This is a genomic window from Streptomyces sp. VTCC 41912 (assembly GCF_045799175.1).
Lineage (GTDB): Bacteria > Actinomycetota > Actinomycetes > Streptomycetales > Streptomycetaceae > Streptomyces > Streptomyces albulus_C.
The window spans coordinates 1-12,575 of record NZ_JBJMAB010000004.1 but is presented as its reverse complement, the minus strand read 5'-3'; the positions used below and the strand labels follow the sequence as shown (position 1 = coordinate 12,575).

General features: G+C 72.8%; 13 protein-coding genes and 1 pseudogene. 7 read left to right on the top strand and 7 right to left on the bottom strand.

The annotated features are described in order from the left end of the window. Positions 1–45: 45 nt before the first annotated feature. The gene (locus ACJ6WD_RS07285; protein WP_233655805.1) at positions 46–801 is read right to left on the bottom strand and encodes a DeoR/GlpR family DNA-binding transcription regulator; all 756 of its coding nucleotides are present in this window, start codon (positions 799–801) and stop codon (positions 46–48) included. Positions 802–873: 72 nt separating this feature from the next. On the opposite strand from ACJ6WD_RS07285, the gene ACJ6WD_RS07280 reads away from it, so the two are divergent. Beyond that, a complete protein-coding gene (locus ACJ6WD_RS07280; protein WP_407615329.1) occupies positions 874–2,112 on the top strand; it encodes an MFS transporter in 1,239 nt (412 codons plus the stop codon). A gap of 230 nt (positions 2,113–2,342) precedes the next feature. Here ACJ6WD_RS07280 and ACJ6WD_RS07275 read toward each other — a convergent pair whose 3' ends face one another. Both ACJ6WD_RS07275 and ACJ6WD_RS07270 read right to left on the bottom strand, forming a co-directional pair. Beyond that, positions 2,343–2,501, bottom strand: a complete 159-nt coding sequence (locus ACJ6WD_RS07275) for a hypothetical protein (RefSeq protein WP_233655807.1) — start codon at positions 2,499–2,501, stop codon at positions 2,343–2,345. Continuing rightward, positions 2,498–2,737: a hypothetical protein gene (locus tag ACJ6WD_RS07270; RefSeq protein ID WP_233656241.1), complete on the bottom strand. Its 240-nt coding sequence runs from the start codon at positions 2,735–2,737 to the stop codon at positions 2,498–2,500. The genes ACJ6WD_RS07275 and ACJ6WD_RS07270 overlap by 4 nt, the downstream gene beginning before the upstream one ends. An 81-nt stretch (positions 2,738–2,818) precedes the next feature. Between ACJ6WD_RS07270 and ACJ6WD_RS07265 the strand changes: the two genes are divergently transcribed. From ACJ6WD_RS07265 to ACJ6WD_RS07250, 4 genes are all read left to right on the top strand, one after another. After that, positions 2,819–3,463, top strand: a complete 645-nt coding sequence (locus ACJ6WD_RS07265; protein WP_233655808.1) for a TetR/AcrR family transcriptional regulator — start codon at positions 2,819–2,821, stop codon at positions 3,461–3,463. 264 nt (positions 3,464–3,727) lie between these two features. Then, positions 3,728–4,630, top strand: coding sequence for a LysR family transcriptional regulator (locus tag ACJ6WD_RS07260; RefSeq protein ID WP_407615328.1), 903 nt, complete (start codon positions 3,728–3,730; stop codon positions 4,628–4,630). A gap of 73 nt (positions 4,631–4,703) precedes the next feature. Next, the gene (locus ACJ6WD_RS07255; RefSeq protein ID WP_407615327.1) at positions 4,704–5,762 is read left to right on the top strand and encodes a tartrate dehydrogenase; all 1,059 of its coding nucleotides are present in this window, start codon (positions 4,704–4,706) and stop codon (positions 5,760–5,762) included. A 134-nt stretch (positions 5,763–5,896) separates the two neighbouring features. Continuing rightward, positions 5,897–6,844: a CPBP family intramembrane glutamic endopeptidase gene (locus ACJ6WD_RS07250; RefSeq protein ID WP_233655811.1), complete on the top strand. Its 948-nt coding sequence runs from the start codon at positions 5,897–5,899 to the stop codon at positions 6,842–6,844. Positions 6,845–6,948: 104 nt separating this feature from the next. Here ACJ6WD_RS07250 and ACJ6WD_RS07245 read toward each other — a convergent pair whose 3' ends face one another. From ACJ6WD_RS07245 to ACJ6WD_RS07235, 3 genes are all read right to left on the bottom strand, one after another. Beyond that, entirely contained in the window at positions 6,949–7,557 is a 609-nt protein-coding gene (locus ACJ6WD_RS07245) for a GNAT family N-acetyltransferase (protein ID WP_376442904.1), read from the bottom strand. 120 nt (positions 7,558–7,677) lie between these two features. Beyond that, positions 7,678–8,973: a C2 family cysteine protease gene (locus ACJ6WD_RS07240; protein WP_407615326.1), complete on the bottom strand. Its 1,296-nt coding sequence runs from the start codon at positions 8,971–8,973 to the stop codon at positions 7,678–7,680. A 230-nt stretch (positions 8,974–9,203) separates the two neighbouring features. Then, a complete protein-coding gene (locus tag ACJ6WD_RS07235; RefSeq protein WP_376442952.1) occupies positions 9,204–10,265 on the bottom strand; it encodes a S8 family serine peptidase in 1,062 nt (353 codons plus the stop codon). Positions 10,266–10,935: 670 nt separating this feature from the next. On the opposite strand from ACJ6WD_RS07235, the gene ACJ6WD_RS07230 reads away from it, so the two are divergent. Further along, positions 10,936–11,949 carry an NADPH:quinone reductase gene (locus tag ACJ6WD_RS07230; protein ID WP_407615325.1) on the top strand — a complete coding sequence of 338 codons (1,014 nt, stop codon included), beginning with the start codon at positions 10,936–10,938 and terminating at the stop codon, positions 11,947–11,949. Positions 11,950–12,040: 91 nt separating this feature from the next. Here ACJ6WD_RS07230 and ACJ6WD_RS07225 read toward each other — a convergent pair whose 3' ends face one another. Next, positions 12,041–12,259, bottom strand: coding sequence for a hypothetical protein (locus ACJ6WD_RS07225; RefSeq protein ID WP_407615324.1), 219 nt, complete (start codon positions 12,257–12,259; stop codon positions 12,041–12,043). A 126-nt stretch (positions 12,260–12,385) separates the two neighbouring features. Between ACJ6WD_RS07225 and ACJ6WD_RS07220 the strand changes: the two are divergent. Beyond that, a pseudogene (locus tag ACJ6WD_RS07220) lies at positions 12,386–12,575 on the top strand (hypothetical protein); the annotation flags it as partial.

Sequence of the window (12,575 nt, the reverse complement as noted above, 5' to 3'; positions counted from 1 at the left end):
CACCCCGGCGACCCGCCCGGCGCGCCGGACGCCGGTCGGTGGCGGTCACACCGTGCGGACGGTCACCCCCTCTGCGGCCAGCCGGTCCGTTCGCTCGTCCGGGGCGGCGTCGGTGACGACGGCGTGGAGGGCGGTGGCGGGGGCGACGTGGGCGAGGGCGGTGCGGGAGAGCTTGTCGGCCTCGGCTACCGCGATGACGCGCCGGGCGCAGCCGATCGCGGTGCGCTTGATGGCGGCGTCGTCCAGGTCGTAAGCGGTCAGCCCGTGCTCCGCGGTGAGCCCGCAGCAGCCGATGACCGCGGTGTCGAAGCGCAGGGCGGTCAGTGACGCCTCGGTCAACGGGCCGGTCAACGCGAGTTCACCGGGCCGCGGTCGACCGCCCGGCACCAGCAGGGTGAGCTGCGGGGCGTCGGTCAGGGCGTTGACGGCGTGCAGGGACAGCGGCATGACGGTCAGCCGGCGGTGGGCCAGCGCGCGGGCCACTTCCAGACAGGTGGTCCCGCTGTCGAGGACGACCGACTCGCCGTCCGCGATCAGTCCGGCGACCTCGGCGGCGATCCGTCGCTTGACCTCCAGCCCCTCCTGGGCACGCAGCGCGAACGGCGGTTCCTCGCCCCGCAGCAGCAGGCTCCTGGCTCCCCCTCGGTAGCGCTCGACGACACCCTGGGCGGCCAGCGCCTCCAGGTCGCGGCGGATGGTCATCTCCGAGGCGCCGGTCAGCGCGGCCAGTTCGGCCACGCCGAGGCGCCCCGCCGCGCGCACCGCCTCGGTGATCCGTCGCAGTCGTTCCGTACCAGTCATGCCCAGATTGAACATCACGGTTGTTCGAACTGCCAAGTTCCGCACATGACTCTTGTTCGATATGTTCGCGGCATGACGACATCGACGCGTTCCGCGGCGCGAGCGGGCACACCGCCGGCGGCCCGACTGCGAGCCGGGCGGGCGGCCACCTTCGCCTACTTCGCCCTCAACGGATTCCTGATGGGGATGTGGATCGTCCACATCCCGAGCGTCGAGCACCGGGCGGGGATCAGCCACGCCGTGCTCGGCTGGCTCCTCCTGCTCCTCGGGGCGGGCGCCTTCGTCGGCATGCAGATCGTCGGGCCGCTCACCGACCGGTTCGGGGCCCGCACCGTCGTGCCGCTCAGTGCGGCGCTGTGCAGCGTCACCCTGTTCCTGCCCGGACTGGCCACGCACGCCTGGTCGTTGGGGTCGGCGCTGCTGCTGCTCGGGTTCGGCAACGGATGCCTGGACGTCAGCATGAACGCCCACGCCGTCCAGGTCGAACGCGACTACCGGCGCCCCGTGATGTCGACCTTCCACGCCACCTTCTCCCTCGGCGGCGTACTGGCCTCCCTGGTGGGGGCGCGCACGCTCGCCTGGGGATGGCACCCGGCGGCATCCCTCGGGGCGGTGGCGCTCCTGGGCCTGGCCGTCGCCGCACTGGCCGCGCCGGCGCTGCTGCCGACCGCCGACTCCCCGGCCCCCGCCTCCCCCGCGGCCGACGGCGCGGCACCGGCCCGGCGCACCACGCCCCGCCGCATCTGGCTCCTCGCCGTCCTGGCCCTGATGATCATGCTGTGCGAGGGGGTGGCCAACGACTGGAGCGCGCTGCACCTGCGCACCGTCCTCGACGCGCCCGCCGCCACCGCCGCCCTCGCCTACGGGGCGTTCGCCACGGCCATGACCGTCGGCCGACTGCTGGCGGACCGGGCGGCCGGGCGGCTCGGCCCGGCGGCCGTCCTCCGCTACGGCGCCGCCACGGCCGCCGCCGGTCTGACCGCGGCCGCGCTCTCCCCCTGGATCCTCCTGGCACTGGCCGGTTGGGCGGTGTTCGGCGCGGGACTGTCCGGGTGCGTGCCGCAACTCTTCAGCGCCGCCGGCCACGCCGACCCCGACAACGCCGGCACCAACGTCTCCCGGGTCGCCGGCCTCGGCTATCTCGGCATGCTGGCCGGCCCCGCCGCCATCGGTCCCCTGACCCGTTTCGCCCCGCTCAACCTCACCCTCCTCCTGCCCGTGGCGTGCTGCCTCGTGGCGGCGGCCACGGCCGGCATCCTGCGCACCCGGCCGACCACGACGCTCCCGGGCGATGCCGGTTCGACAGCCTGACGGGCGCCCCGTCGAGCGCCGCCCGCGGGCCCGACGCCTCGCCGTGGACCGGCAGTTGAGCTGACCCTCCAGCACCGGCACACGACTGACACCGGTTGGTGGAGCGCCGCAGCAGCACTCCACCAGCCCGCCCCGCGCACCGCACCCGCTGACGCCCGGCGATCGCCGGCCCCTACCATCGCAGCCGCCCCCGACGCACCCGGCCCGGTCCCGTCGACGGCCGTCACGCCTCACTCCCGCTCGCCCTTCGGTTGCCCGACCCTCCGCCAGAGCAGCCTCACCCCGACGGCCAGCACGCCGAGCGCCGCGAGCACGATGGCGATCTTGATGATGCGGTCCAGCAGGAGGTGCTCAAGCAGGTCGGACGCCTGCCCGGCAAGAGCGGTCATCGCCGGCCGTCCCCCCGTCGCGCCCCGGGTGCACCGCGGCGCCCACCGCCCTCGATCCGCCTGGCGGCCGCGCGCAGCCCGGCCCGCACCGCCGGGGCGGCATACCGGCGGGCGTCGTCGAGCCTGCCCCGGCGCTTGAGGGCCAGTGCGACGGCGAAGACCAGCAGCGCCAGCACCACCAGACCGCCCACGATCACGCCGAACCTGACGAGCATGAGATTCAGGTACGTCTCCACGAGCAAGCCTCCAACCTTTCTGTCACACCTGTGATATTTCCCAGCTCTTCCGTTGTATCACAGGCGTGATAGAAAGGCTCCATGCCCAAGCACGTGGATCCGGAGGCCCGTCGTCGCCTCGTGGTCGACGCACTGTTCCGCGTCGTCGTCCGCGACGGTCTGCAACGCACCTCACTGCGCGCCGTCGCCGCCGAGGCAGAGCTCAACATCGGCTCCCTCCGGCACTACTTCGCCAGTCAGCACGACCTGATGCAGTTCGCGATGGAGTCGATGATCGACCGCGTCAGCAGCCGTCTGCTCGCCCACCTCGACCGGATCGGTGACCTCGGCCGCCATCCCCGCACGGAACAACTCCGGCTCACCGCCGGCCTCCTGGCCGAACTGCTCCCCCTGGACGAGGAGCGCCGCGCCGAGGTCGCCGTCTTCCTCGACTTCAACGCCGCGGCCCGCACCAACCCGACGTTCGGCGCCCTGTCGCGCAAGGCCGCCACCGGCACCCGACGCCTGGTGCGCGGCGTCCTCACCCGGCTCGCCGCCACGGGCACCCTCCACCCCGACCTCGATCTCGCCCTCGAAACCGAACGGCTCTCGGCGCTCCTCGACGGACTCGGCCTCACCGCCGTCCTGCATCCCGACGTCCTCGGCCCACAGGCATGCGCCGACGTGCTGGCGACCCACCTCGGCGGCCTGTCGCTCCCCGGCGAAACCCCGCGCACGACACGCTGACAGGCCCACAAGACCGGGTCATCATCCCGCCGCCGACGCACCGTTCGTCACCCACACCGGGCGACAAGCCCTCCTCGCCCCCGAGGTCGACCCCAACCACCCAGCCCTACGGACGCAGACCTGCACACGACCCGGCGGCACCGGCGGCACATCCCGGCCGAGCGGGCCTCATGCGCCCGCCCGGCACACGCTGCCGCCGCAGCGCGTCGGGTTCCACCGGCCCGGTCACCGCGCGGTCCGGCGTCACGCGTGACAATGCGCTGCATGGACATCCGACAGTTGGAGTACTTCCTCGCCATCGTGGACCACGGCGGCTTCACCCGGGCGGCGTCCGCGCTGTACGTGTCCCAGCCGTCGCTGTCCCAGGCGATCCAGGGGCTGGAGCGCGACCTGGGCGGTGACCTGTTCCACCGGATCGGCCGGCGGGCGGTGCTCACCGAGGCGGGACGGGCCCTGATCGAGTCGGCACGCGCGGCGGTGCGCAGCCTGGAGACCGCCCGGGCGAGCGTCGCGGCCGTCCAGGAACTGCGCGAGGGGCGACTGGACGTGGCGTCGATGCCGTCCCAGGCACTGGAACCGTTGACGACGCTGGTGCGGACCTTCACCGGGCGGTACCCGGGCGTGTCGGTGGCCATCCAGGCGGCCTTCACCGCGCAGGACGTGGTGGACGCGGTCCGCACCGGCGCGGCCGAGTTGGGGTTGCTGGCCACTCCCGGCCCGCTGCCGGAGGGGGACGTGGCGGCGCACCCCCTCGGCGAGCAACGCTTCGTGCTGGTGGCCCGCGACGGATCCGACGGGGACGCCCCCTTCGCCGGTCAACGCTCCGTGCGGTGCGAGGAGTTGGGCGGTCAACGCCTGATCGTCGGGCAGCGGGGCACCGGGATGCGGGCGTACGTGGACGGGCTGCGCGAGCAGGGCATCGACATCACCGTCGCCGCCGAGACCGAGCACCGGGTGTCCGTGCTCCCCCTGGTCCTGGCCGGTGTGGGAGTGGCCGTGGTGGCCGAGTCCTGGCGCGGCCTGGCCGAGCGGGCCGGTGCCCGGGTGCTGGACATCGAACCCCGCACCACGCTGCGCATCGGCCTGATCAGCCGCCGCACCGGGTTGTCCCCGGCGGCGCGGGCCTTCGTGACGGCTGCCCTGGAGACGTCCGCGCCGAGCGGCTGATAGGCGCGGCCGATGAGGCAGATCGCGATCGCGTCTTGGACGCGTCCCCGCACCACTTGGTGCAATCGGGCGCATGACCACCCACCACATCGCCCTCGTCCCCGGCGACGGCATCGGCACCGAGGTGCTGCCCGCGGCGCGGCGCGTGCTCGACACCGTCAGCCGTCGGCACGGCTTCCGTCTCGCCTACACCGCGTACGACGACTGGTCGTGCGCGAGCTACCTGCGCGAGGGCGCGATGATGCCCGACGACGGTCTCGACCAGCTGCGCGACAAGGACGCGATCCTGCTCGGCGCGGTCGGCCACCCGGACGTACCGGACCACGTGTCGCTGTGGGGCCTGCTGATCCCGATCCGCCGCGGCTTCCAGCAGTACGTCAACCTGCGGCCGATCCGGGTGTTCCGGGGCGTCGACAGCCCGGTGCGGGGTGCGCTCCCCGGCGAGGTGGACCTCGTGGTGGTCCGCGAGAACACCGAGGGCGAGTACAGCGAGATCGGCGGACGCCTCAACCGCGGCCTCCCCGGGGAACTCGCCGTCCAGGAAGCGGTGTTCACCCGGACTGGGGTGACCCGGGTGGTGGACTACGCCTTCGGACTGGCGGCCGACCGGGGTGGCCGACTGACCTCTGCGACCAAGTCCAACGGCATCGTGCACACCATGCCGTTCTGGGACGAGCTGGTCGCCGCACGCGGGGCCAGGCATCCGGACGTTGCCTGGGAGCAGGAACACGTCGACGCTCTGGCCGCCAAGCTCGTCCTCGAACCGGCGCGCTACGACGTGATCGTCGCCTCCAACCTCTTCGGTGACGTCCTCAGCGACCTGGCCGCCGCCGTGGCGGGGTCGATCGGCATCGCCCCGGCCGCCAACCTCAACCCCGAGCGCGCCTTCCCCTCGATGTTCGAGCCGGTGCACGGCTCCGCGCCCGACATCGCCGGCCGGGGCGTCGCCAACCCGCTGGGCGCCATCTGGTCGGCGGCCCTGATGCTCGACCACCTCGGCCACCGTGCGGCCGCCGGCGACGTCACCCACGCCATCGCGACCCTCCTGGCCACGACGGACGTCCGCACACCGGACCTGGGCGGCACCGCCAGCACCGAGCACTTCACCGAGGCACTTTTGCAACTCCTCTGAATCACAAGGGAGTTCACCCGCCTGCCGGACTCATGGTGGAGCGCACTCCACCACGTCCGGGGGAGGAGGCCGCCCGAACCGTCCGGGGGCCAGCCGGATTCCGCCTCGCGGCGGGCCTCCGTAGCGTCGCCGTCATGACGTATCACTCAACGGTATGGGAACCGGTGCGGCGGCACCGCGGACCGGTGGTGTACCTGGCGATCGCCTGCCTGGGCATGTGGGTGGCGATGTCGCCCCTGCTGATCAGCGGCTTTCGGCGGGGTGACGTGCGGGAGGAGACCGGTGCCCTGGCGGAGGCGTGCATCTCGGCGGCGATGTGCGCGCCGGCGCTCGCCGCGTTCCTCGTGGTCCGCCTGGTGGAGCCGGGCGGTCGGGTGCGTGACGCTCTCGCCCTGCGCTGGCCCCGGCCGTGGCGGCGCGGCGTGCGGGACTGTCTGCTGGGGCTCGCCGTACCGGCCGGCCTCACCGTCGCCGCGCTCGCCCTCGGCAGCGCCACCGGCACCTATCCGCTCGCCGAGCTCCGATGGGGGCCGTTCCTGGGGTGGTTGGGCGGGATGGCGGTGCAGGTCGCGGTGTCCCTGCCGCTCTTCTTCGGCGAGGAGCTGGGGTGGCAGGGCTACCTGTTCCCGAGACTGGCACGGGGCGGCGGCGCGCGCCTGGTGACGGCATACCTCCTCACCGGGTGTGCGTTCGCACTCTGGCACCTGCCCACGCTGCTGATGGGCGGCCAGTACCCGGGCCGTCCGTGGTACGTCTCGGTGCCCGCGATGCTGCTGTCATGCACGCTCGTCCTGCCGGTCTTCACGTGGCTGCGGCTGCGCTCCGACTCGGTCCTGCCGGCCGTCCTCGCACACGCCTTCGTCAGCACGGCGAGCGTCGGCATGGTCAAGCAGTTCGCCGCGCCCGACGCCGCGCTGGACCCGCTGCACATGGGTCTCACGGGTTGGCCCGGTTGGCTCGCCATGGGCGCGCTGGTCGCCGTCCTCGCCGCGACGGGCAGGCTCCGCGTGCCCACGACCACCCCGTCACCCACCGGTGGAACGTCCGCGTCGGCCGGCCAGCGTACCGTTTCAGGCCGCTAGGCGGTCGCCGCGCGGGCTGCCCAGGCACAGGACGAGGTGTCCGTGCCTGGCCCGGCCCGCCGGGCACGGCCGCACGGGCTCACGTGCGGCCGTGGCGAGCCCGGCTACGCGTCGGCCGGGCGGCGCGCCGGGCGCCACATGCCCCAGAGCACGGGCCCGTCCCCCGGCAGGGCCAGCTCCGCGCGCACGGTGAAGCCGAAGTGCTCGTAGACGGGGACGTTGGACGCCTTGGAGGACTCCAGGTAGACGGGCAGCCCTGCCGCATCGGCCTGGGCCAGCCCCGAACGCAGCAGCGCCGACCCGTGCCCCTGGCCCTGGGCGGCCGGGTCCGCGCCGATGACCGCCAGCGACCAGTGGGGTTCCTCGGGAGTGTGCCGGGCGGCCGTCTGCACGGCGTCCCGGAACGCCTCGGCCCGGTCGCCGAGGATGTCCTGGAGTTCCTTGATGGTCTCCGCGTCGGGAACGGCCTTGGCCTGCGCCTCCGGCGGCACCCAGAACGCGGCCGCCGACGCGGTGCGTTCGCACACCCCGTGGTGGACGTACTGCCGGGTGAAGAGGGTGGTGAAGTAACGCCCGAGCGCCGTCTCGCGCGAGGCGGCGTCGGGGAAGAACCAGCGCATCATCGGGTCGTCGTCGAAGGCACGGGCGAAGGTGCGGCTGATCAGCGGCGCATCGTCGATCGTGCTCTGCTGCGGCGTGGTCGCATTCGGCATACGGGGCATTCTGCACCTGATGATCTTGCATGCTCGACGGGGGCCCCGGCTCATACGCGGACCAAGGGGACAGTAGAGTAGGGAAGTTCGGACAAAAACGGACGGCGCTCCCCTCCCCCGTCACCACGTGTCGACGGCATCGATCCGCACCAGGTTGGGGCCGACCTCCTGCCGCGTCAGCCAGCACTCCCACATCTGCCGAGTGGCCCCGTCGCCCCACGGATTGCCCAGGCAGATCCGACCGCCGGCCGGGTCCACGTCCTTGATGAAGTAGGCGTGGTTGGCGGCCAGTCGGCCGTCCGCGATGGTGTCGCGGTCACTCGTGCCGGGGGTGGTGGCCACGAGTGCCTGGCCGCGCGCCTTGCGGTCGGCGATCTCCTGGGCGAGCCATGGTGAGGTGAGGTCGAGTGGCTGTGCCGCCCGCCCGGTGAGCAGGGCGAGCGCGTCGCAGACCCCACCGCCGTGGGCGACGTCGTGGTAGTTGCCGAAGAACTGCGCGGCGGCCTTCTCGAAGTAGCCCGGCCAGGTCTCCGCGTACCGCGCGTCCGCGGTGTGGCCCTTGGCGCCCCAGAGACCACCGTGCCCGTACGGCAGGTCGGGCACCAGCGTGATCCCGATCGGGGTGCCCTCGTCGTAGAGGGTGACCGTGACGGTGCCGTTGGCCTCCAACCGGAGGTGGCGCGGGGCGTACTGGGAATTGGCCTGGAGCACGGCCTGCATACTGGTCAACAGCCAGCAGGTGCCGAACCTCCCCTGGTCCATGTCCTGCCAGGACATCGCCTCGGTGGAGGCCGAGACCCACTGCCAGTTCTCGGTGACGTACGCCCCGTCGACCTGCGCGAACGGCCCCTCGGGCAGCACCCATCCGTGGTCGCCGCAGCCGCACTCGGCGTCGTAGTCGGGCTGACTGCACGGCATCCCGGTGCCGACCAGCATGGCGCCGTACGGGCTGACCGTGCGCAGCAGCCAGCTGAAGAGCTCCTGCTGCCGACGCCAGTCGTAGGCGGGTTGGCCGTGCTCGTCCTCGATGTGGGTCAGGGCATCCCACCGGTCCAGGCCCTGGGTCCCGAAGCGCCTTACCACCAGGTCGAGTTCGGTGGGCGGCAGCGGCGCCAGCAGGGTGCCGACCTGGTCGAGCAACGGCCGGGCGCCGTACTGCTGCGCATCGGCGAACAGCACGCCCCATGCCTGTCGACCGACCGCCTCGGCCCGCTGCGGGTCCGGCGGCGGGCCGGGTGGCTGCCAGGGCAGTTCGACCACCGGGCGACCGTCCTGCACGTACTGGAGCCGGTCGCGTCCGACGTCGTCGCTGAATCCCTGCACCACGTTCACGGCGTCCATCAGTGCGCGCCCGCCCGGAATGAACGGCGCGGCGACGTCGGCGACCTGGCGCCAGTTGTTGCGGTGGTAGTTCACGTGCTTCTCCCCCGTCCGTCTCCCACCCGTCCCACGAGCCTACGCAGCCGGCGGGGCCACCGCGTCGCCACCCCGGTATCCGTGCCACAAGTCCGGCACCCCGGAGGCTGCCGGACTGTGGCGATCGGTTGCGGAGGGCGGTCGTGCCGGACGGCCGGGTGACGGCCTACTTCGCCGTGCCGGGCCTACCGGTCATCGCCCGCGTCACCGCGACCGGCGGCCTGCGCCCGTCACGACGTGAAGGCCGCGGTGCCGTTCGGGGTGCCGAGGCCGGTCGGACCGTCGTAGCCGTCGCCCGCCGTGCAGAGGTACGCCGGCGAGCAGGAGCCGTTGGCGCCGCTGGTGACGTCGTTCAGCGCCGAGGCGTGACTGTACGGGTACGAGGCCGGGGTGTCGGACGCGCCGGGAGTGCCGGCGAGGGCGTAGACGCCGGCGATGAACGGGGCGGCGGCGCTGGTGCCGCCGTACACGTTCCAGCCGGTGGCCTGGTAGCTGTCGTAGACCGCCAGGCCGGTGGCCGGGTCGGCGACCGAGGCGACGTCCGCCACCGCGCGCTTCGCGCAGCCGCTGTCCTGCTGCCAGGACGGCTTGGCGTCGTACTGCGAGCAGCCGGAACCGGCGCCCTCACCGCCCGCGGAGGATCCCCAGACGGTTTCGGACCAGCCGCGCGTGCTGCTGTCCCGCTGGAGTGACGTGCCGCCGACCGCGGTGACGTACTGCGAGGCCGCCGGGTACTCGACGCCGTAGCCGCTGTCACCGGAACTGACCGTGATGGCGACGCCGGGGTGGTTGAAGTACTGCTCGTCGGAGGTGGGGTCGGTGGAGTCCTCGGAACCGCCGTAGCTGTTGGAGACGAACTTGGCGCCCATCGCGACCGCGCGGTTCACAGCCGTCCCCAGGTCGTCCATGCTGGCGCTGTTCGCCTCGACCAGCAGGATGTGGCAGGAGGGGCAGGCCGCGCTGACCATGTCGACGTCGAGCGATATCTCACCGGCCCAACCTGCGTCGGCGGCAGGGTAGTTGGTGCCGCCGTCCTGGTCGACCTTCTGGAAGCACCCGTTGGCCGTGCTGCATTCGGGCAGGCCGTATTGGGAACGGTAGGTCGCCAGGTCCTGTTCGGCGTTGGGGTCGTCGTTGGCGTCGACGATCGCCACGGTCTGCCCCGAACCGCCCGACTGGGGAAGGTTGTACGCGCTCTGCAGGTCACTGGGACCGTAGCCGGAGGGGGCGGCGTGCGGCCGCAGGGAGAGTTGCTGTTTGACGTCCGTGCGGGCCACCGCGTTGCAGGCCATGTAACCGGGGTGCGACGGGTGCGCGCACAGCCGGCGGATGTGGACCTCCGCACCGGGCCCGGCCGGCGCGGAGTGCGAGGCCCGGGTGGTGTGCGTCGCCGGTGCGGCGGCGGACGGGCTGGCGGCGATCACGCCGCCGATGACGAGGGTTGCTGCCGACAGCAGGGCGGGAACGGCGCGGTGTGCCAGTCCACTGGCACGATCCGATCTGCCCTTTCGTAGGGAACGCAAGGGAACGACCTCCGTGGGGGAAAGGGCCGGCAGTCAGCGCGCCGAGGAGGGGACCGCGTTGCGTGTCGTGCACGTCCGCCCACGCGTCCGCATGCCTGCGCACCCGCAAGCGAACAGGCAGACCCCGCAAGGAATGGCACGTACATGACATTGATGCCGCAACGACGGTGACGCCCCATCAGGGTGCCCAGTCTGCCGGTGATGAGTTGCGCACGTGCACTCAGTGATGCCACCCCGTTGAGTGGTGGCTCTGTAGGGAAAAGTAGTGAACCCTGCGTCAAAGGGACACCGAGCTACGGCAAAGGCTTGCCCTCGGTCCGGTGACGGGAATGCCCCGGCCGGAAATACTCCGCGCCGCCGGGGAGTTCAGCGGATGTCCGCACGGTGGCGCCAGGCGCCCGCCGGCGGTTCCCCAAGTCGAGCGAAGGATGGGTGCGAAATGAAGTCCGTCATCCGGACGGCGGCCGGCGGCCCCGAGGTCCTGCAACTGGTCGAACGTCCGGTGCCCGAGCCCGGCCCGGGCGAGGTGCGCGTGCGCGTACACGTCTCGGGCGTCAACCCCACCGACTGGCGCAGCCGTCGGCGCCCGCTACCGCCCGGCACCACGGAGCAGGTGCCCCACCAGGACGGTGCCGGCGTGATCGACGCCGTGGGTCCGGGGGTCGAGCCGACGCGGGTCGGCGAGCGGGTGTGGATCTGGGAGGCCGCCTGGCAACGCCCCTGGGGGACGGCACAGCAGTACACACTCGTCCCCGAGCGGCACGCCGTCGCCCTCCCCGACCACGCGCCGTTCGACCTCGGCGCGGCGCTGGGCATCCCGGCGCTGACCGCCCACCGGGCACTGACCGTTCACGACGGCGGCCCCGGGCACCTCGCGCCCGGCACGCTGCGCGGCGCGACGGTGCTGGTGGCCGGCGGCGCCGGTGCGGTCGGCAACGCGGCCGTCCAACTGGCCCGCTGGGCCGGGGCACAGGTGATCAGCACGGTCAGCAGTCCCGCCAAGGCCGCGCTGGCGAGCGCGGCCGGCGCCCACCAGGTGGTCGACCACCGGACGGGGGACGCGGCCACGGAGATCCGCACCCTCGCCCCCGAGGGCGTCGACATCGTCGTGGAGGTCGCGCCGGGCACCAACGCCGCCCTCGACGTCGCGATCGCCGCACCGGGCGCCGTGGTGGCCTACTACTCGGGCGGCGAGGACGAACACCTCACCGTCCCGGTGCTCTCCTCCCTGCCGGCGAACCTGCGCTGGCAGGGCGTCTTCGTCTACACCGTGCCGCCCGCGGCGAAGCGGCAGGCGGTCACCGACGTCGCGGCAGCCGTGGACGCGGGCGCCCTGCGCGTGGGCGAGAAGGCGGGATTGGCGCTGCACCGCTTCCCGTTGGAGCGCACCGCCGACGCCCACGCCGCGCTCGAACGGGGCGTGGTCGGGAAGGTGCTGATCGACATCCCGTGACCACGCCGCCTCGCGGCGAAACGAGGCAGGTCCCCTCCTCGCGCGAGGAGAGGACCTGCCGGCCGAGGCGTGCCGCCCACGGCCACCCCGCCTACCCCCGCGGCGTGCGTTCTCCGGCGTACCGGGCACGCGCCCGCTCCAGGGCGGCGTCGAAGTCACGCTGGGTGTCGGCGCACCAGTGCAGCAAGTCGGCGAGGACGTGCTGCAAGGTCTCGCCGGGGCTGTCGCGCCAGCCGTCGCCGGAGAGCGTGTAGGTCTCCAGGGCCGCGTTGGCCCGCCGCACCGCGGCGTCGTGTCCCTGCGTCGTCATCGCCGTCGTCCCCTCTCGTAGCAGCTCACAAAAACTGTAGCGCGTTGTATATTTGCAGTGCATTGCAGTTTTTGGCGAGGCGCCGCACAGGCGACCGGAGCGGCGACGGGGCAGGGGCAGACACGCATGGAGAGTCCTTCGGGCGGACTGCGCACCGTGAAGGCCGTCCGGTACGTGACGCCGCTGCGGAGCGGCGGCTCCGTGCCCGGCGTCGTCGAGGCCGACGACCTGGGGACGTACGTCGTGAAGTTCACCGGGTCCGCACAAGGACGCAAGGCACTGGTGGCCGAGGTCATCGTGGGCGAGCTGGCCCGAC